This window comes from Curtobacterium sp. MCPF17_051 (genome assembly GCF_003234595.1).
Lineage (GTDB): Bacteria > Actinomycetota > Actinomycetes > Actinomycetales > Microbacteriaceae > Curtobacterium > Curtobacterium flaccumfaciens.
Window position 1 is genome coordinate 17106 of the sequence record NZ_QKSE01000011.1, and the last position, 18409, is coordinate 35514.

Consider the following 18409-nt stretch of genomic DNA (forward strand, 5'->3'; position numbering starts at 1 on the left):
CTAGTTCTTCTTGGCGGCCTGGCGACGCTCGGCGCGGTTGCTCGCCGCGGCCTGACCGGAGGCCGTGGCCGCGTTGCCGAACGCGGAGCCCTGCTCCGGCTCGGCGGCCGCTTCGGCCTCGGCCTGGGCGCGCTGCGCACGAGCGGTCGCGGCCTGCTCGAGGCGACCCTTCTCGTCGCGGACCTCGACCTCGCCGTCGATCGACGGTGCCGAGTACTCGAGGCCGGAGACCTCGTCCTCGCCGAGACCCTTGGCCTCGATCACCGCGTTCTCACCGTCGGACTGCACCTGGACCTCGAGGTTGAACAGGTAGCCGACCGACTCTTCGCGGATCTGTCCCATCATCGTCTGGAACAGGGCGTAGCCCTCGCGCTGGTACTCGACCAGCGGGTCGCGCTGCGCCATGGCGCGGAGGCCGATGCCGTCCTTCAGGTAGTCCATCTCGTACAGGTGGTCGCGCCAGCGGCGGTCGATCACCGAGAGCACCACGCGACGCTCGAGCTCACGCATCGCCTCGTCGCCGAGGAGCTCCTCACGCTGCTGGTAGGCCAGCTTGGCGTCCGAGAGGATCTCGCGGGCCAGGAAGTCACGCGACGCCTTGCCCTTCGAGCCGGCCTCGGTGATGACCTCGTCGATGGAGATCGAGATCGGGTAGAGCGTGCCGAGCTCGGTCCACATGGCGTCGAGGTCCCAGTCGTCCGGGGAGCCTTCGCCGGTGTGGCTGTCGATCACGTCGTCGATGACGGCCTTGAGGAACGACTGCGCGCGGTCGTGCAGGTCGTCGCCCTCGAGGATGTGGCGGCGGTCGCTGTAGATCGCCTCGCGCTGCCGGTTCAGGACGTCGTCGTACTTCAGGACGTTCTTGCGGATCTCGGCGTTGCGGCCCTCGACCTGCGCCTGGGCGGACCGGATCGCACGGCCGACGAGCTTGTTCTCGATCGCCAGGTCGTCCGGCACGTTCGAGCGGCCCATCAGGCTCTCGGCGGCACCGGAGTTGAACAGGCGCATCAGGTCGTCGGTCAGCGACAGGTAGAAGCGGCTCTCGCCCGGGTCACCCTGGCGGCCGGAACGACCACGCAGCTGGTTGTCGATGCGGCGCGACTCGTGGCGCTCGGTGCCGAGCACGTAGAGGCCGCCGACGGCGCGGACCTTGTCGCCCTCTTCCTCGACCTCGGCCTTGACGCGGGCGAACACGTCGTCCCACGCGGCCTCGTACTCGTCGGGGGTCTCGGTCGGTGACAGGCCCTTGGCGTGCATTTCCTGCACGGCGAGGAACTCCGCGTTGCCGCCGAGCATGATGTCGGTACCACGACCGGCCATGTTCGTCGCGACGGTCACGGCGCCGAAGCGACCGGCCTGGGCGACGATCGCGGCTTCACGGGCGTGGTTCTTCGCGTTGAGGACCTCGTGCTTGACGCCCTGCTTGGCGAGGAGCTTCGACAGGTACTCGGACTTCTCGACGCTCGTGGTGCCGACGAGGACGGGCTGGCCCTTCTCGTGGCGCTCCGCGATGTCCTCGGCGACCTGCTCGAACTTCGCCTTCTCGTTCTTGTAGACGAGGTCCGTCTGGTCGATGCGCTGCATCGGCTTGTTCGTCGGGATGGGGACGACGCCGAGCTTGTAGGTCGACATGAACTCGGCCGCCTCGGTCTCGGCGGTACCGGTCATGCCGGAGAGCTTCTGGTAGAGGCGGAAGTAGTTCTGCAGCGTGACGGTGGCGAGGGTCTGGTTCTCGGCCTTGACCTCGACGCCCTCCTTCGCCTCGATCGCCTGGTGGATGCCCTCGTTGTAGCGGCGGCCCATCAGGATGCGGCCGGTGTGCTCGTCGACGATGAGCACCTCGCCGTTCATCACGACGTAGTCCTTGTCCTTCTTGAACAGGGCGACGGCCTTGATCGAGTTGTTCAGGAACGAGATGAGCGGGGTGTTCGCCGACTCGTACAGGTTCTCGATGCCGAGGTAGTCCTCGACCTTCTCGATGCCGGGCTCGAGGACGCCGACGGTGCGCTTCTTCTCGTCGACCTCGTAGTCCTCGCCCGGGGTGAGGCGCTTGGCGATCGAGGCGAACTCGGTGAACCAGCGGTTGGCCTCGCCCGAGGACGGACCGGAGATGATGAGCGGCGTGCGGGCCTCGTCGATGAGGATCGAGTCGACCTCGTCCACGACGGCGAAGAAGTGGCCGCGCTGCACCATGTCCGAGGCCTGCCACGCCATGTTGTCGCGCAGGTAGTCGAAGCCGAACTCGTTGTTCGTGCCGTACGTGATGTCGGCGGCGTACTGCTCGCGGCGCTCGGCCGGGCTCTGGTTGGCGATGATGCAGCCGGTGGTCATGCCGAGCGCGCGGAAGACGCGGCCCATGATCTCGGACTGGTACGACGCCAGGTAGTCGTTGACGGTGATGACGTGCACGCCGCGCGACGGGATCGCGTTGAGGTACGCGGCGGTCGTCGCGACGAGGGTCTTGCCCTCACCGGTCTTCATCTCGGCGATGTTGCCGAGGTGCAGCGCGGCGCCACCCATGAGCTGCACGTCGAAGTGCCGCATGCCCAGGGTCCGCTTCGCGGCTTCACGCACGGCGGCGAACGCCTCGGGCAGGAGGTCGTCGAGGGTCTCGCCGTTGGCGTACCGCTCGCGCAGCTCCTTGGTCTCGTCGTGGAGTTCCTCGTCGGTGAGGCTCGAGAAGTCGTCCTCGAGGTCGTTGATGGCCGAGGCGTACGCCTTCAGCCGACGGAGGGTTCGTCCTTCGCCGATGCGGAGGACCTTCTCCAGCACGTTTGCCACGTGAACTCCTTACGAGGTCGTCGCGCGCGACCTGCGCGCCCGATCGACCAGTCATGCTAGCAACCCGCGAACGCACGGCGCTGTGAGCGGCGCGGCTCTCGCGGACACGGGTGTGCGCGGCCCGCGAACGGACCGCGCACACGGTGCGGGACCGGAGGTCCCGCGTCGGATCAGGCGATCGCGGCTGCGCGCTCCGCGTCGGTGTCCGCGTCGACCGAGGCCGGCGCCTGGCCGGCGGGCACCTCGTCGATGCCGATCACGCCGTAGTCCCAGCCCTTGCGTCGGTACACGACACTCGGACGGCGGGTCTCGGCGTCGAGGAACAGGTAGAAGTCGTGCCCGACGAGCTCCATGTAGTACAGGGCGTCGTCGACCGTCATCGGGGCGGCCTCGAAGACCTTGTGCCGGATGACGACCGGGCTGTAGACCTCGTTCTCGTCCTCGGCGGTCTCCTGGTCGACGACCGGGACGGCACCGGTCGCGACGTCCTCGATGAGCTTGCCGTCGGCCGGGACGACACCCATGCCGTCGAAGCCGCTGCCGGAGGCCTCGGCGACCGAGGTGGGGCGGTGCCGGCCGTGGTGCACCTTGCGGCGGTCACGCGCCCGACGGAGGCGTTCCATGATCCGCGCGAAGGCGAGGTCGAAGGCGGCGTACTTGTCCGACGCCGCGGACTCGGCCCGCACGAGCGGCCCCGGTCCGATCAGCGTGAGCTCCACGCGGTCCTCGCCCTGGCTGCCGCTCGACTTCTCGTGGTGGCGGCTGATGCGCACCTCGAACGCGAGGGCGCGGTCGGCGAGCACGTCGATCTTCTCGGACTTCTGTTCGACGTAGGTGCGGAAACGGTCGGTGACCCCGACGTTCCGGCCCGTGATCGTCACGTCCATGTGGCGGCTCCCATCCAGTGTCGGCGCGTCGCCTCCGTCCGGCGACCCGAACGCCTTGCCGCGAGGCTAGACCCGGTGCACTGTCGGCGTCACGGGGAGACGGCGAGTCCGCCGCACACTCACCGGACACACAGAGGACACCGGGTGTTCACCGAGCATCAGTGGTCGACGCTCGCCACCGCGACACAGCGCACCACCCGCCCGCCCGCAGCCCGCACCGCACGGACGCCCTCCGCCATCGTCACGCCCGTCGTGACGACGTCGTCGACGAGCACGACGTCGCGGCCGTCGACGCCGGTCGCACGCAGGGTCCCGACGGTCGCCGCGACGCGTTCCACCGCCGACCGCTCCTTCTGCCCCGGTCCGGATCGCCGGCGTCCGGCCGGCATGCGGACGAGCCGACCCGTGTGCCGGACACCACCACGGGCGAGCAGCAGCACCACCGGGTCGAACCCACGCCGTCGGGCACCCGCCCGGGACGGTGGCACCCGGAGCACCACGGTGCCGTTCGGTGCCGCGGCGAGCGCCGCGCGGACGAGGGCACCGAAGCGGACGCCGAGCGGACGGGCGACGTCGACCCGGCCCCGGAGCTTGAGTTCGAGGACCAGGGTGCGGACCAGCCCCTCGTACTCGAAGGCCGCGTCGAGCCGGACGCCGGCGACCAGCCGGACCCGCCGGGGCCGTGCGGCGAGCACCGCGCGGCACGGTGGGCAGAGCGCGCGGTCCGGGCGGCCGCACCCCAGGCAGGTGACGGGCAGGAAGAGCCCGAGCACGGCGAGCAGGGCGTCGCGCCACGGGCTGGAGGCATCATCAGTGGGCACGCCCACGACTGTGGTGGTGACCGGACGACGGCGGTGGGCTTGTGCGCCGGACGGTGGACGGGCCTCCGGGCCGGGTGGGGTGTGGAGGACCGTCGTGTCAGCGCTGGACGCCGAGCACGTCGGCGGTGACGCCCGTCGTGTCAGCGCTGGACGCCGAGCACGTCGGCGGTGACGCCCGTCGTGTCCCAGCCGCCCCCGGTGGACTGCAGGACGTCGCCGTTCGACATCCGGAGCAGCAGCGCGCCGCCGCTGCCCCCGCTGATCGCGGTGGCGCGCCCATCGGGCTTCGGCAGGGTGCTCGACTTGCCGCCGATGGTGGTGCGGACGATGTTCGGACCGGTGGGCGTCTGCCCGACCGAGGCGACGTCGGTGTCGTTCACCCACGCGGCGTCGACCGCGGTGCCGCTGGCCGCCTGCACCCGGACGGGGGCGCCGAACGAGGTCGGTGACCGGTCGGAACCGCGGATGATCGCCATCACGTACAGGCCGGGGCCGTCCGAGGTCTCGATGAGCGCGAGCGCCCTGGTCGAGTCGCGGGACACCTGGAACGACACGAGGTCGCCGCGCGGCAGGGTGGTGCGCACCTGGTGGGGGTCGCCGCCGAGGCCGTACGCGGTGATGTGACGGGTGTCGGACTGCTGCCCCGCCCAGACGAAGCCGAGGTCGTCGACGGCGGGGGCGACGAGGTCGTCGCGGGCATCGACGCGCAGGCGGTCCTTGCCACGCACGACGACGACGCCGTCCCGGTTGCCGACGGCGGCGGTGGTGCCGGACGCCGACAGGGCGATCGAGGTCGGGTCGAGGCCGGCGATCGCGGCCCCGACGCCGCTGCCGAGTTCGGCGACCTTGCCGGTGCCCGAGGCGGCGTAGCCGACGACGCCGTCCTCGTCGACCAGGGGTCGGGGGTCGACGTCGGGGTTCTGCTGGGCGTCCGCTCCCCCGGAGTCCGGCACCGACAGCGTGGCGCCCTCGATGGTCATCGACACCGACGAGATGGTGGCGACCGAGGCGAGGGACTTGCTGAGCTGTTCGCGCATCCGGACCTTGTCGACGGTGCTCGCGCGCAGGGCGTCGCTCGACAGGTCGACGAGGGCGGTGCCGCTGTCGATCGTCACCGCGTTGAGGGACAGCTGGGTGCCCTCGGGGAACGACGAGACGACGGCGCCCTTCAGCCAGTCGGCGGGACCGGCGAGCAGGGCGCTGGCGATGCGGGTGCTCGTGGAGGACCGGGCGAGGAACCAGCGCTGGTCGGGCACGAGGAAGCGGTAGGTCGGGTCGTAGAAGTACAGCGCGTGCGGCTGGAACACCGACTCGAAGCTGACCGGCGACAGGATGATGCCGTCCGGGGCGTAGGCGATGCGCCACTCGCCGTCCTCGCGGACGAACTGGAACGTCAGCGTCGACGAGGTCGGGCGGACGGCCTGGGTGTACTCCCCCTCGGCGTCGACCGTGGCGCTGGCCGTCATCGTGTAGGTGAGCTCGCGGTCGTCAGCGCGCTCGACGGTGCCGCTGCCGTCCCGGATCGTGACGCCCTGCCGCGGGTTCCACTGCTGGGCGAAGTCGGCGGCCAGGAACTGCCGGGCGATCGCGTAGTTGTCCTGGGCTCCGGTGGCGGCGGCGATGAACCCGCGGAGGATCGCCGTCTGGTCGGACCCGGTGATCGGCTTGTCCGGCCGGAAGTCGACGCCCGAGAGCGACTCGTCCTTGATCGTCTGCCCGGTACGCACGGCCCCGTCGGTCGGGATGGCGGCGCAGGCGGTGACCGCGAGCAGGCTGACCGCGGCGAGCGCGACGGCGAGGACGTGGCGGATCGGGTGGCGCATCAGGACTCCTCTCGCACGGCGCGGGGGCCGTCGTACGACTCGTCGAGCTCGGGCAGCGGGATCGCCGAGGTGGCGGTCGTGCCCTGCTCGTTGCGGGGCAGGGTGAGCACGAACGTCGAGCCCTCGCCCGGTCGGGACCACACGTCGATGCGACCGCCGTGGAGCTTCGCGTCGCCGAGGCTGATCGCCAGTCCGAGGCCGGTGCCCCCGATGGTGCGCTTGCGGCTCGGGTCGGCACGCCAGAAGCGGTCGAAGACGCGGGCGGTGTCCTCGGGCGGCATGCCGACGCCCTGGTCGCGGACGGCGATGGCGACGGTGCGCGCGTCGCTGTCGACGACGACCTGCACGGGTTTCGCGTCGCCGTGCTCGACGGCGTTGCCGACGAGGTTGCGGAGGATGCGGCGGACGCGCTTGGCGTCGAGGCGCATCGTGGTGTGGCCGCCGGGGGTCGCGAGCTGCAGCTCGACGCCGGCGCGTTCGGCGAGGGGACGGAATTCGTCCACGATGTCCGCGGCGAGGGACGCCGGCACCACGGGCGCGGTGTCGAGCTGCACCGCCTGGGCGTCGTACCGCGAGATCTCGAGCAGGTCGGCGAGGAGCATCTCGAAGCGCTCCACCTGCGCGTGCAGGAGCTCGGCGGACCGGCCGACCGATGGTTCGAACGCGTGCCGGGAGTCGTAGAGCATGTCGCCGGCGAGCCGGATCGTGGTGAGCGGGGTGCGGAGCTCGTGCGACACGTCGGACACGAACCGCTGCTGCACGCGGGAGAGCTCGGCGAGCTGGGTGATCTGGCGGCTGACCGCCTCGGCCATCCCGTTGAAGCTCCGCGCCAGGGTCGCCAGGTCGTCCTGCCCGCGCACCGGGATGCGTTCGTCGAGGCGCCCCGCGGCGATCTTCCGGCTCGTCTCGGCGGCACCGCGGATCGGCACCACGACGAGCCGGACGACGAGCGACGTGACCAGGGCGATGAGCACCATGAGCGCCACACCGCCGATCGAGAGCGTCTGGGAGACGAAGTCCAGGGTCTGCTGCGCGTCGGAGAGGTCGTAGACCAGGTAGAGCTCGTACTGGCCGGCGCTCGGGATCTGCAGCGTGGACCCGACGGCGAGCCCCGGCACCCGGCGCCCGTCGTCGTCGAGTTCGACGGGCTGCAGGCTGAGGCGACCGGTGTTCTGCCCGACCTGCTTGCGCAGGGCATCGGTGATCACCGCGTCCGGGAAGTCCTGGCTGGCGATGGTCTGCAGCGTCTGCGGGGTGGACTGGCCCGGGCTCCGCTCGATGGCGATGCTCGTACCGCCCGGACTCGTCGTGTTCGACAGGATCGCCTGCTGCGCCTCGTTCTGCAGGGTCTCCAGCTCGGACTGGTTGTTGTCCTCGGCCGCCGTCGCCGCGTCGAAGATCCCCTGGGCGACGATGGTGGCCCGGGCCGACTCGGACTCGATCTGGTCGCGGCGCTGCGAGTAGACGTTCGTCGAGATGCTCACCATGACCGCGGTGCCGATGATCGCCACCGCGAGCCCCGTCGTCATCACGGTGATGGCGACCGAGCGGAACATGAGCGACCGCCGCCACAGGTACGCGATCGGGCGCCAGGCGCGTCGGAGCCAGCGCCGCATCCGGCGACGGCTGCGGTCGACGACGCCGATCGAGACGGTGGCGCCGCCGGCCCCACCGGCGCCGCCGGCCCCACCGGCGCGGCCCGAGCCGCGTGCCGAGCCCGACGGGCGCGTCGAGCCCGACGGGCGCGTCGAGGGCGGCATGGTGCTCAGGCTCCTCCGGCGCGGTACCCGACGCCGCGGACCGTGGTGACGGTCTTCGGGTTGTCCGGGTCGTGCTCGATCTTCGCGCGGAGCCGCTGCACGTGGACGTTCACCAGGCGGGTGTCCGCCTTGTAGTGGTAGCCCCAGACCTGCTCGAGCAGCATCTCGCGGGTGAACACCTGGTTCGGCTTCTCGGCGAGCGCCCGGAGCAGGTCGAACTCGAGCGGCGTGAGCGCGATCACGGTGTTCCCGCGGCGCACCTCGTGTCCGGCGACGTCGACCGTGACGTCGCCGACGTGCAGCACGGTGGCGTCGGACGCGCTCGGCCGCAGGCGGGTCCGGATGCGGGCGACGAGTTCCTTCGGGTTGAAGGGCTTCACGACGTAGTCGTCGGCGCCGTTCTCGAGCCCGAGGACGACGTCGGCGGTGTCGCTCTTCGCCGTGAGCATGATGATCGGCGTGCCGCTCTCGGCACGGATGCGCTTGCACACCTCGATGCCGTCGATGCCGGGCAGCATGACGTCGAGCAGGACGAGGTCCGGCTTGGTGGCGTGGAACGCGTCGACGGCGTCGTTGCCGTCGGCGCTGAACTCGGGTTCGTACCCCTCGGAGCGGAGCACGATGCCGATCATCTCGGAGAGGGCCTGGTCGTCGTCGACGACGAGGATGCGCGGTGTCATGTGATCTGGACTCCGGGTGGCGTGCGGGAGTGCCGTGGTCGGCACGTGTCCCCACACGATAGCCGAGGCCCCGCCACGCGGGGTTTTCCGCCAGGATGGGGGTGGACCGCGCATCGCTGGCTCGGTCCGACACGACGAGGGGGCTGGAGTCATGTCCGATTGGCACACACCGGGCGGTGGGCAGCAGGGTGCGCCGACGCCGCCGTCGTCCGGACCGGCGCAGGGACCAGGACCCCGGCCTGGAGGCCCGCCCCGCTTCTCCGTGCCGCCGCAGCCCGCCCCGGGGCCGGGTCCGGGGCGACCGGGCGGACCGTCCGGCGGCTCGCGTCCGGTGATCCCACTGCGCCCGCTCGGCCTCGGTGACGTCCTGGCCGGCGCGTTCACGGTGTTCCGCCGGAACGCCCGCGTGCTGCTCCTCTGGAGCGTGCTGCTGAGCGGTGTGCTCGGCCTGCTCTCGACGCTGGCCAGCACCTTCGGGCAGCAGGCGCTGCAGTCGCGGATGTTCTCGGCCCTCGACGGCGGCAGCGGTGCCGACTCGGTGGTCGCGGGCACGCTGACGCTCACGGCACTGCTCTCGGTCGTGCTGCCGTTCCTCGCCTACCTCGGCCGCGGGTTCCTGGTGGCGCCGGTCGCCGCGGACACCGGGCAGCGGGTGCTCGGCCGTCGAGCCACGTTCCGGGGGCTGTGGGCGCTGCTCGCCGGTCGTCGGTGGTCCGTCGTCGCCTGGATGCTCGTGCAGATCGGGGCCGGCGTGGTCCTCGCGATCCTGGCCGGGCTCGTGTTCTTCGGGGTGTTCGCGGCCATGGGGGCCGCGGACTCCGGCACCGGGTGGTTCGTGCTGGCGCTCGTGCTGTTCGTGCTCGGGATCGGTGTCGTCGTCGTGTGGCTCGCCACGCGCTTCGTGCTCACCGTCCCGACCATCGCGCTCGAGGGCCGGCCGGTCTTCGCCGCTGCCGCCCAGTCGTGGCGCCTGACCCGCGGGGCCTTCTGGCGGACCTTCGGCATCCTGCTGCTCGTGCAGCTCATGTTCGGGTTCGCCGCGTCCATCGCGTCGATCCCGCTCACCATCGGCGCCGTGCTCATCGCAGGCACCTTCGACCCCCTCGGGCAGACGGGCGGCACGTCGGGTGCCGGTACCGGTGCGGTCATCGCCATCGTCGTCGGGAGCCTGCTCGCGATCGCGGTGCAGTGCATCACCGACGTGCTGAGCGCGTCGATCACCACGTTCCTCGCCATCGACCGGCGGATCCGCACCGAGGCCCTCGACCAGCGGATCGCGTCGCACCTCGACTCGGGGCAGCCGACCGACCCGTTCGCGCCGTCCGAGCCCGTCGCACGCCCGCCGTGGCCGCCGCAGCAGCAGTGGGCTGGCCAGCAGTGGCAGGCGCAGCAATGGCAGGCGCAGCAGCAGCCCTGGCAGCCCGCGCAGCAGCAGCCGTGGCAGCCCGGTCACCAGCAACAGCAGCCGCCGTGGCAGCAGGGTCCGGGCCAGGCACCGCCGAACGGCAGCGCGTGACGGCGGTCGACCCGGACGAGGCGCGTCGCCTGCTCGAGCGCGAACTCGACCGGTCCGCCTACGACGGCGCCCAGGCGACGTGGTGGGACCGTGCCTCGCGCTCCTTCCTCGACTGGCTCGGGTCGCTCCGCGCCGACGGCATCGACTCCCCCGCTGCGGCCCGCACCGCACTGGTGATCGCGATCGTGGTCCTCGTCGCGGTCGTCGTGCTCGTCGTCGTCGCCCGCGGGCTCCCCCGCCGGCGCGCACGGGCCGGAGACGGTGACACCGGCGGGGTGTTCGACGCGGACGACCTGCGCTCCGCCCGGGAACTCCTCGAAGCGGCCCAGGCCGCCGTCCGTCGCGCCGACTGGTCGGCAGCGGTGCTCGACGGGTTCCGCGCGATCGCCAGGGGCCTCGGCGAGCGCGACCTGGTGCCCGACGTGCCCGGAGCCACCGCGCGGACGATCGCCGCGCGGGGTGCCGTGCCGTTCCCCGCGTCGGCCGGTGCACTCGACGCGGCAGCGACCGCCTTCGACGCGGTCCGGTACCTCGGTGGCGAGGCCGACGAGGCCGCGGCCCTCCGCGTGCTCGACACCGAGCGCTCCGTCCGGCGGGCCCGCCCCGCCCGGGCCGAGGGACCGGTGGTGCCGGCATGACGACCGACACCGCCACGCGGACGAGCGCCGAAGCGACTCCTGCTCCGGCTCCGGCCGAGGGACGCCGGTTCCGCGTCGGGTTCTGGGTCGCCATCGTCCTGGTCGGCGTCCTGCTCGCCGCCCTGACCGCCCTCGTGCAGGGCACCGACCCGGACGCACCGCGCGCACTCGACCCGACCTCGACGACGGCCAGTGGTTCGGCCGCCCTGGTCCGGGTGCTCGAGCAGCGGGGCACCGCGGTCTCCGTCACCGACACGGTCGACGGCGTCGGCGGGATCGACGGCGGCACGGTGTTCATCGACGACGCCGACGGGGCGCTCGACCCCGCCGTCGCGGAACGCATCGCCCGCACGGCGCGGCACGTCGTGGTCGTCGGCACGAGCGGCGCCGGACTCGAGGCGCTCGGACTCCGGGTCGACCCGGCCGTCCAGGTCGACGGCGACGCCACCGTCTCGACGGCCTCGTGCGGGATCCCGGCGGCGGCCTCGGCTGCCCGGGTCACCACCGCCGGCTCCGGGTACACCGTGCACGACGAGGCCGCCGCGCGGTGCGCGCCGACGGGCGACCGCGGCTCGCGCGTCTGGGGTCTCGTGCGCACCGCGACGCCGGGCGGCGACGTCACCCTGCTCGGCACGACCTCGGCGTTCCGGAACGACACGATCACCACCGCCGGGAACGCCGCGCTCGCCCTCGGGCTGCTCGGCGCCGACGAGCGACTCGTCTGGTACACCCCGGCCGTCGGCACCCCCGACGCCGCTCCTACCCTCGGAGAGCTCGCCCCGCCGTGGGTCCCGAGCGCCCTCGCACTGCTCACCCTCGTCGCCGTCGCGGCCGGCGTCTGGCGGGGCCGACGGCTCGGCCCGCTCGTCGTCGAGCGGTTGCCCGTCGTCGTCCGTGCTGCCGAGACCACCGAGGGGCGCGCCCGGATGTACGCCCGCACCCGTGACCGCACCCACGCCCTCGACACCCTGCGCGTCGCCGCCGTCCGCCGCATCGGCCGGATGCTCGGACTGCCCCGATCGGCCCACGTCGACGAGGTCGTCCGGGCCGCGGCCCAGGCCACCGGCATTCCGCACACCCGTGTCGGTGCCGTGCTCGTCGGCGGGACCACCGACGACGACCGTGCGCTCGTCGACGGCACCGCGGCGCTCGACGACCTCGAACGCGCCGTGCGCCGGGCGACCTCCGGCGACCGACCGACCTCTGACCCCGACCGACCAGGAGCACGACCGTGACCGACCTGCCCCCTGCCACCACCGAGCACACCGCGCCGGAGCACGACCCCACGACCGCGGCCGGCTCCGACCTGCGCGACGCGTTCGGCCGGGTCCGCGCCGAGGTCGCGAAGGCCGTCGTCGGCCAGGAGGGTGCGGTGTCCGGAATGATCGTCGGACTCCTCGCGCAGGGGCACGTGCTGCTCGAGGGCGTCCCCGGTGTCGCGAAGACCCTGCTCGTCCGCAGCCTCGCCGCCGCGATGACGCTCGACACGAAGCGCATCCAGTTCACACCGGACCTGATGCCCGGCGACGTCACCGGGTCGCTCGTCTACGACGCCTCGACCGGCACGTTCCCGTTCCGCGAGGGCCCCGTCTTCACGAACGTCCTGCTCGCCGACGAGGTCAACCGCACGCCGCCGAAGACCCAGTCGGCCCTGCTCGAGGCGATGGAGGAACGCCAGGTGAGCGTCGACGGCGACGCCCGGGCGCTGCCCGACCCCTTCTTCGTCGCCGCGACGATGAACCCCATCGAGTTCGAGGGCACGTACACGCTGCCCGAGGCGCAGCTCGACCGGTTCCTGATGAAGCTGACCCTCGACATCCCGCCGCGCGACGTCGAGTGGCAGGTGCTCCGGCGCCACGCCGACGGGTTCGTGCCGCGCGACGTCCGGTCGGCCGGCATCACCCCGGTGGTCGGCGTCGAAGAGGTGGTCCGTGCGCAGCGTGCCGTCCGCGCCGTCGGCGCCCGCGACGACGTGCTCGCGTACATCGTCGACCTCGCCCGGGCCACCCGGCAGGCACCGTCCGTCCGCGTCGGTGTCAGCCCCCGCGGTGCGACGGCACTGCTCGCCGCCGCCAAGGCGTGGGCCTGGCTCACCGGCTACGACGCGATCACCCCGGACCACGTGCAGGCCATGGCCCTGCCGGTCTGGCGGCACCGCCTGCGGGTCGCCGCCGACGCCGAGCTCGAGGGCGTCGGCGCCGACGGCGTGCTCCAGCAGGTGCTCGAGCAGGTGCGGGTGCCGATCTAGTGGCGGTCTCCGGCCGGTTCGTCGCGCTCCTCGCCGTCGCCCTCGTGCCCACCGTGCTGCTCGGCAGCGGGTGGGCCGGTCTGGCGTGGGTCGGGGTGGTGCTGCTCGCCGCGGCGCTCGACGTCGTGCTCGCCGCCGACCTGCGACGGGTCCGCGTGGAGCGGCGGATGCCCCGGCTCGCTCGACGCGACAGCACCGCGGACGGCACCCTCGTGCTCGCCAACGACGGCTCCCGCACGGTCCGCGGTGTGGTCCGCGACATGTGGGAGCCGTCGGCCGGCCACCGTCCCCGTCGGATCCGGATGGCGGTCCCCGCCGGGGAGCGGCGGACGGCCCGGATGCGCTTCACACCGTTCCGTCGTGGTCGACGCCGCACCACCGGGGTCGCCCTGCGGTCCTTCGGTCCCCTGGGCCTCGCCGCACGGCAGCGGGTCGTCGCGGCACCGGGCGAACTCGTCGTGACGCCGCCGTTCCGCTCCCGGCGGCACCTGCCGTCACGGTTGGCACGGCTCCGCGAACTCGACGGCGAGACCACGCTGCAGCTCCGCGGGCACGGCACCGAGTTCGACTCGCTGCGCGACTACGTGCGCGGCGACGACGTGCGGTCCATCGACTGGCGCGCGACCGCGCGGCGGCAGGACCTCGTCGTCCGGACCTGGCGCCCGGAACGCGACCGGCGCGTCGTCGTCGTGGTCGACGCGGGCCGGGCGGGTGCCGGCCGTGTCGCCGACGAACCCCGACTCGACACGTTCATCGAGTCGGCGTTGCTCCTCGGTGCCCTCGCGGCAGCCGCCGGTGACCGCGTCGACCTGGTGGTCCTCGACGACACGGCGCACGACCGTGTGCACGGCGCCACCCGCACCGACGTCGTGCAGCGCTTCGGCGAGGCACTCGCGATGGCCGAACCGGGGCTCGCCGCGACCGACTGGGCATCCGTCCCCGCGCTCGTCGACTCGATCACGACCTCGCGCGCCATGGTCGTGCTCGCCTCGAGCCTCGACTCCGTCGGCGCCTCGGGCGACCTGCTCGCCGTGCTCCCGCGGCTGTCCCGACGGCACGCCGTCGTCGTGACGAGCATCGAGGACCCGGCCGTCCAGCGGATGGCGCGCGGCGGGGTGGACCCGGCCACGGCGATCCGAACCGCGCGGGGTGGACGGGTGCCGGGCCTCCCGACCGGCGCGGAGCGCGACGTCTACCGACGCGCCGCCGCCGAACGCACCCTGCTCGACGCGGACGGTGCGGCCGACGTCGCACGGCGTTCCGGTGCCGAGGTCGTGCGCGGCGCACCGGCGGACGTCCCGCCGCTCGTCGCCGACGCCTACATCCGGGCGAAGGCCAGCGGCCGGCTCTGAACCGGGACGGACGCTAGCCGGCCACCAGGGCGGTGGAGCCACGCTCGAACTCCTCGAGGTCGCCGCGCTCCCCCGCTCGGTACGCGCGGCCGCCGAGCACCCACTGGTAGGCGAGCACCGCGACCAGGGCGAGGGTGCCGATGCCGATCTTGATCGGCCACGGCCAGTCCTGCCGCGTCACCACGCCCTCGACGATGCCGGACAGCAGCAGGGTCAGGGTCAGGCCGATCGCGATGGTGATGAGTGCGCGGCCGTCCTCGGCGAGGGCCTGGGCGCGCGTGCGCCCGGGCCCCGGTGCCACCCACGACCAGAAGATCATCAGCCCCGCACCGCCCGCGAGGAACACCGAGTAGAGCTCGAGCTGCCCGTGCGGGGAGATGTAGAGGAAGAAGTCGGCCAGGCGCCCCTGGGAGTGCATGATCGCGGCGGAGACCCCGAGGCTGACGGCGTTCTGCATGATCGAGAACGGCACGAAGACGCCGGTGATGCCGAACGCCACCATCGTCGCGGCGATGTAGGCGTTGTTCGTCCAGACCTGCGCGGTGAAGGCCCCGAGGCCACGGTCGGAGTAGTAGTCGACGAAGTCCTGCGTGGCGTACCGGCGCAGGGCCTCGTCGCTGCCGAACGTCGCCGTCGCACCGGGGGTGGTGGTGATCCAGACGGCGACGATCGCCGCGATCGCCGCCGTCGCGAGCGCGACCCAGATGCTCACCCAGCGGATCCGGTAGAGCGCCGCGGGCAGCTGCCGCGTGAAGAACAGGGTGACCGCGGTCAGCGGGTCGACGGGGGTGCCCGTGAACCGCAGGCGGGCGCGGAACAGCGTCAACGAGAGCCGGTCGCCGGTCACGGTGCGCGGTGCGGCGCCCCGGATGCGGGCGAGGTCGGTCGCCGCCTCTTGGTAGCCAGCGACGAGCCGGTCGACGTCCGCTCCGGACCGGTGCCGGGCACGCGCCAGACGGTCGAGCTCCTGCCACCGGTCACGGTGCACCTCGGTGTAGGCATCCAGGTCCACGTGTTCCCCCTCAGGTCGCGCGATCTCCGACAGAATGATCCCATGCCGAAGCCCCGCACGCCGCGTGACCTCGCCGACGCCCGGTTCTCGCGCGACCTCGACGAGACCGCCGACGAGCTGGTGGTGGGCGAGGGCGTCGCGCTCGACGTCCAGCCGGCCGGACTCGTGCTGCGGCTCGCGGCCGCGCTGCTGGACGGCCTGTGCGTCCTCGTCCTGTTCATCCTCGCGCTGTTCGGCGTCTCGCGGCTCTGGCCGAGGGGACTCGAACCAGCCTGGGGCGCAGCGCTCGGCATCGTGCTGCTCGTCGTCGTGCTCGTGCTGGTCCCCGCCGCGGTCGAGACCGTGACGAAGGGGCGGAGCGTCGGACGGTTCGCCACCGGCACCCGGGTCGTCCGGCTCGACGGCGGCGCGATCGGGTTCCGGCACGCCTTCACCCGGGCGCTCGTCGGCCTGTTCGAGCTCTGGATGACGTTCGGCTCGGTCGCCCTGCTCGTCGCGCTGTTCGGCAGTCGGCCGCGACGACTCGGGGACCTGCTCGCGGGCACGATCGTGCAGCACGAGCGGCTGCCGAAGCAGCGGGAACCCGAGGTGCTGCTGCCTCCGGAGCTGACGGCGTGGGCAGGCGTCGCGGACGTCTCGGCGCTGCCGCAGCGGTTGGAGAACCGACTGGGTGCGTTCTTCCGCGGGGCTGCACTGATGCGCCCCGAACTGCGCGAGACGGCGGCGCAGGCCCTGGCGGCCGAGGTGTCCGCGTTCGCGCACCCCGTGCCGCCCGTGCCGCCCGAGGTCTTCCTGGCCGGGGTCGTCGTGCTGCGGCGTCGACGGGACGTCCGGGCGCTGGGTGCCCGCGCCGAACTGCTCACCGCCGCGGGGGCGACGGCGGCGGCACCCCCGCCGGGCTTCCCGCGCTGACGCGGCGCGGCGGGCTGCGCGCGGCGCCGGGCTGCCCGCGGCGCCGGGCTGCCCGCGGCGCCGGGCTGCCCGCGGCGCCGGGCTGCCCGCAAGACACCGGTGCTCGCGCGCCGAACCCCCGCGTGCGGGGGTTCAACGTGCGAACACCGGTGTCTTGCGGAAGCGCAAGAACCAGCGCTCAGTAGCGGTAGTGGTCCGGCTTGAAGGGACCCTCGACGGGGACACCGATGTACGCCGCCTGCTCCGGACGCAGCGACGTCAGCTGCACCCCGAGGGCGTCGAGGTGCAGCCGCGCGACCTTCTCGTCCAGGTGCTTCGGCAGCACGTACACGCCGGTCGGGTACTCCTCGCGCCGGGTGTGCAGCTCGATCTGCGCGAGCACCTGGTTCGTGAACGAGTTGCTCATCACGAACGACGGGTGCCCGGTCGCGTTGCCGAGGTTCATGAGCCGCCCCTCGGACAGCACCAGGATCGACCGCCCGGTCGGCAGCCGCCACTCGTGCACCTGCGGCTTGATCTCGACCTTCGAGACGCCGGGCAGCGCCTCGAGCCCGGCCATGTCGATCTCGTTGTCGAAGTGCCCCACGTTCGCCACGATCGCCAGGTGCTTCAGCCCGAGCATCTCGTCGACCCCGACCACGCCCAGGTTGCCGGTGCACGTGATGACCATGTCGACGGTGTCTACGACGTCCGCCAGGCGCGCGACCTGGTAACCGTCCATCGCCGCCTGCAGCGCGCAGATCGGGTCGACCTCGCTGACGATGACACGGGCGCCCTGCCCGCGGAGCGCCTCGGCCGCACCCTTGCCGACGTCGCCGTAGCCGACGACGAAGGCGACCTTGCCACCGATGAGCACGTCGGTGGCACGGTTCAGGCCGTCGGGCAGCGAGTGCCGGATGCCGTACTTGTTGTCGAACTTCGACTTCGTCACGGAGTCGTTGACGTTGATCGCCGGGAACTTCAGCTCGCCGTTCCGGAACAGCTCGTACAGGCGGTGCACGCCCGTGGTGGTCTCCTCGGTGACGCCCTGGATGTCGGCGGCGATGCGAGTCCAGCGGTCCGACGACGTCTCGAGCGACCGCGCGACGGTGTCGAGCACGATCTTCCACTCGGTGCTCGCGTCCGGCTCGGCGACCGGAGCGGCACCGGCCGCCTCGGCGTCAGCGCCGGTGTGCACGAGCATCGTGGCGTCGCCGCCGTCGTCCAGGATCAGGTTCGGCCCGGTCCAGTCGGCACCGGCCGCGGTGGCCTCGTCGCTCCAGTCGAAGATGCGGCTGGTGCACCACCAGTACTCCTCGAGCGTCTCGCCCTTCCACGCGAACACCGGGACGCCGTCGGGGGCGTCCGGGGTGCCGGTGGGTCCGACGGCGACGGCGGCCGCGGCCTCGTCCTGGGTGGAGAAGATGTTGCAGCTGGCCCACCGCACCTGCGCGCCGAGCGCGACGAGCGTCTCGATGAGCACCGCGGTCTGCACCGTCATGTGCAGGGACCCGGCGATGCGCGCGCCGGCGAGCGGCTGCGACGCCGCGAACTCGTCACGCAGGGACATCAGGCCCGGCATCTCGTTCTCGGCGAGGCGGATCTGGTGCCGGCCCGCCTCGGCGAGGGACAGGTCGGCGACGCGGAACTCAGCAGCGGTGCGGGTTTCGGTGGGCATGCCCACCAGTCTTCCATGCCGGGAGGCGCCGATCACCAGCCGATCCCGGTCACGTCACACGGGCCTCCGGTCCGACCACCGCGGCACGTCGCGGACGCGAGCCGTCAGTCGGCGTCGCGCGGGAGCGGCTCGCGCCGCACCACCTGCCAGCCGCGCGGGACGCGCAGGGCGGCCGCGTGGCGGGCGCAGAGGTCGTAGCCGTGCGGTTCGACCCGGGTCGACAGCGGACCGACGACCACCATGGAGTCGCCGTAGTCGTACGTCAGGGTCGACGAAGCGCTGTTGGCACACGCCACCTTGCTGCAGATCCGCACGTCCATCT

General features: G+C 72.6%; 15 protein-coding genes. 6 read left to right on the forward strand and 9 right to left on the reverse strand.

All coding sequences use genetic code 11. From position 1 onward, the window contains the following. The 6 genes from secA to mtrA form a co-directional block, all read right to left on the reverse strand. Entirely contained in the window at positions 1 to 2781 is a 2781-nt protein-coding gene (gene secA / locus DEJ35_RS09970; protein ID WP_110861166.1) for a preprotein translocase subunit SecA, read from the reverse strand. Between the two features lie 170 nt (positions 2782 to 2951). Then, the gene (hpf, locus tag DEJ35_RS09975; RefSeq protein ID WP_110861168.1) at positions 2952 to 3668 is read right to left on the reverse strand and encodes a ribosome hibernation-promoting factor, HPF/YfiA family; all 717 of its coding nucleotides are present in this window, start codon (positions 3666 to 3668) and stop codon (positions 2952 to 2954) included. A gap of 158 nt (positions 3669 to 3826) precedes the next feature. Further along, entirely contained in the window at positions 3827 to 4489 is a 663-nt protein-coding gene (locus DEJ35_RS09980) for a ComF family protein (RefSeq protein ID WP_146244771.1), read from the reverse strand. A gap of 140 nt (positions 4490 to 4629) precedes the next feature. Beyond that, the gene (locus DEJ35_RS09985; protein ID WP_111192661.1) at positions 4630 to 6312 is read right to left on the reverse strand and encodes a GerMN domain-containing protein; all 1683 of its coding nucleotides are present in this window, start codon (positions 6310 to 6312) and stop codon (positions 4630 to 4632) included. After that, positions 6312 to 8072 (reverse strand): MtrAB system histidine kinase MtrB, encoded by a 1761-nt coding sequence (gene mtrB / locus DEJ35_RS09990; protein WP_258378462.1) that lies wholly within the window; start codon positions 8070 to 8072, stop codon positions 6312 to 6314. Before mtrB ends, DEJ35_RS09985 begins: the two co-directional genes overlap by 1 nt. A 5-nt stretch (positions 8073 to 8077) precedes the next feature. Beyond that, positions 8078 to 8752, reverse strand: coding sequence for an MtrAB system response regulator MtrA (mtrA, locus tag DEJ35_RS09995; RefSeq protein ID WP_111192662.1), 675 nt, complete (start codon positions 8750 to 8752; stop codon positions 8078 to 8080). Between the two features lie 331 nt (positions 8753 to 9083). Between mtrA and DEJ35_RS10000 the strand changes: the two genes are divergently transcribed. Genes DEJ35_RS10000 through DEJ35_RS10020 form a run of 5 tightly spaced genes read left to right on the forward strand, consistent with a single transcriptional unit; the run spans position 9084 to position 14506 of the window. Next, positions 9084 to 10268, forward strand: coding sequence for a glycerophosphoryl diester phosphodiesterase membrane domain-containing protein (locus DEJ35_RS10000; protein WP_111090389.1), 1185 nt, complete (start codon positions 9084 to 9086; stop codon positions 10266 to 10268). Further along, on the forward strand, positions 10223 to 10906 hold the full coding sequence (locus DEJ35_RS10005; protein WP_146238559.1) for a DUF4129 domain-containing protein: 684 nt from the start codon (positions 10223 to 10225) through the stop codon (positions 10904 to 10906). The genes DEJ35_RS10000 and DEJ35_RS10005 overlap by 46 nt, the downstream gene beginning before the upstream one ends. Further along, the gene (locus DEJ35_RS10010) at positions 10903 to 12141 is read left to right on the forward strand and encodes a DUF4350 domain-containing protein (RefSeq protein WP_110861178.1); all 1239 of its coding nucleotides are present in this window, start codon (positions 10903 to 10905) and stop codon (positions 12139 to 12141) included. The genes DEJ35_RS10005 and DEJ35_RS10010 overlap by 4 nt, the downstream gene beginning before the upstream one ends. Before the next feature lie 5 nt (positions 12142 to 12146). Next, complete coding sequence (locus DEJ35_RS10015) at positions 12147 to 13154, forward strand: AAA family ATPase (RefSeq protein WP_375231890.1); 1008 nt, start codon at positions 12147 to 12149, stop codon at positions 13152 to 13154. Next, entirely contained in the window at positions 13154 to 14506 is a 1353-nt protein-coding gene (locus tag DEJ35_RS10020) for a DUF58 domain-containing protein (RefSeq protein ID WP_110861180.1), read from the forward strand. Before DEJ35_RS10015 ends, DEJ35_RS10020 begins: the two co-directional genes overlap by 1 nt. A gap of 13 nt (positions 14507 to 14519) precedes the next feature. Here DEJ35_RS10020 and DEJ35_RS10025 read toward each other — a convergent pair whose 3' ends face one another. Further along, positions 14520 to 15518: a stage II sporulation protein M gene (locus DEJ35_RS10025; protein WP_111123621.1), complete on the reverse strand. Its 999-nt coding sequence runs from the start codon at positions 15516 to 15518 to the stop codon at positions 14520 to 14522. Positions 15519 to 15560: 42 nt separating this feature from the next. On the opposite strand from DEJ35_RS10025, the gene DEJ35_RS10030 reads away from it, so the two are divergent. Further along, complete coding sequence (locus DEJ35_RS10030; RefSeq protein WP_111123620.1) at positions 15561 to 16430, forward strand: RDD family protein; 870 nt, start codon at positions 15561 to 15563, stop codon at positions 16428 to 16430. A 178-nt stretch (positions 16431 to 16608) separates the two neighbouring features. Here DEJ35_RS10030 and ahcY read toward each other — a convergent pair whose 3' ends face one another. Continuing rightward, on the reverse strand, positions 16609 to 18087 hold the full coding sequence (gene ahcY / locus DEJ35_RS10035) for an adenosylhomocysteinase (protein WP_111123632.1): 1479 nt from the start codon (positions 18085 to 18087) through the stop codon (positions 16609 to 16611). Positions 18088 to 18191: 104 nt separating this feature from the next. After that, positions 18192 to 18407, reverse strand: coding sequence for a DUF3499 family protein (locus tag DEJ35_RS10040; RefSeq protein WP_111039893.1), 216 nt, complete (start codon positions 18405 to 18407; stop codon positions 18192 to 18194). Positions 18408 to 18409 lie beyond the last annotated feature (2 nt).

Coding starts and splice junctions, on each gene's coding strand:
- hpf (WP_110861168.1), bottom strand. CDS start 3,668: ATGGACGTGACGATCACGGGCCGGAACGTCGGGGTCACCGACCGTTTC.
- DEJ35_RS09985 (WP_111192661.1), bottom strand. CDS start 6,312: ATGCGCCACCCGATCCGCCACGTCCTCGCCGTCGCGCTCGCCGCGGTC.
- mtrB (WP_258378462.1), bottom strand. CDS start 8,072: ATGCCGCCCTCGACGCGCCCGTCGGGCTCGACGCGCCCGTCGGGCTCG.
- mtrA (WP_111192662.1), bottom strand. CDS start 8,752: ATGACACCGCGCATCCTCGTCGTCGACGACGACCAGGCCCTCTCCGAG.
- DEJ35_RS10010 (WP_110861178.1), top strand. CDS start 10,903: ATGACGACCGACACCGCCACGCGGACGAGCGCCGAAGCGACTCCTGCT.
- DEJ35_RS10030 (WP_111123620.1), top strand. CDS start 15,561: ATGCCGAAGCCCCGCACGCCGCGTGACCTCGCCGACGCCCGGTTCTCG.
- ahcY (WP_111123632.1), bottom strand. CDS start 18,087: ATGCCCACCGAAACCCGCACCGCTGCTGAGTTCCGCGTCGCCGACCTG.
- DEJ35_RS10040 (WP_111039893.1), bottom strand. CDS start 18,407: ATGGACGTGCGGATCTGCAGCAAGGTGGCGTGTGCCAACAGCGCTTCG.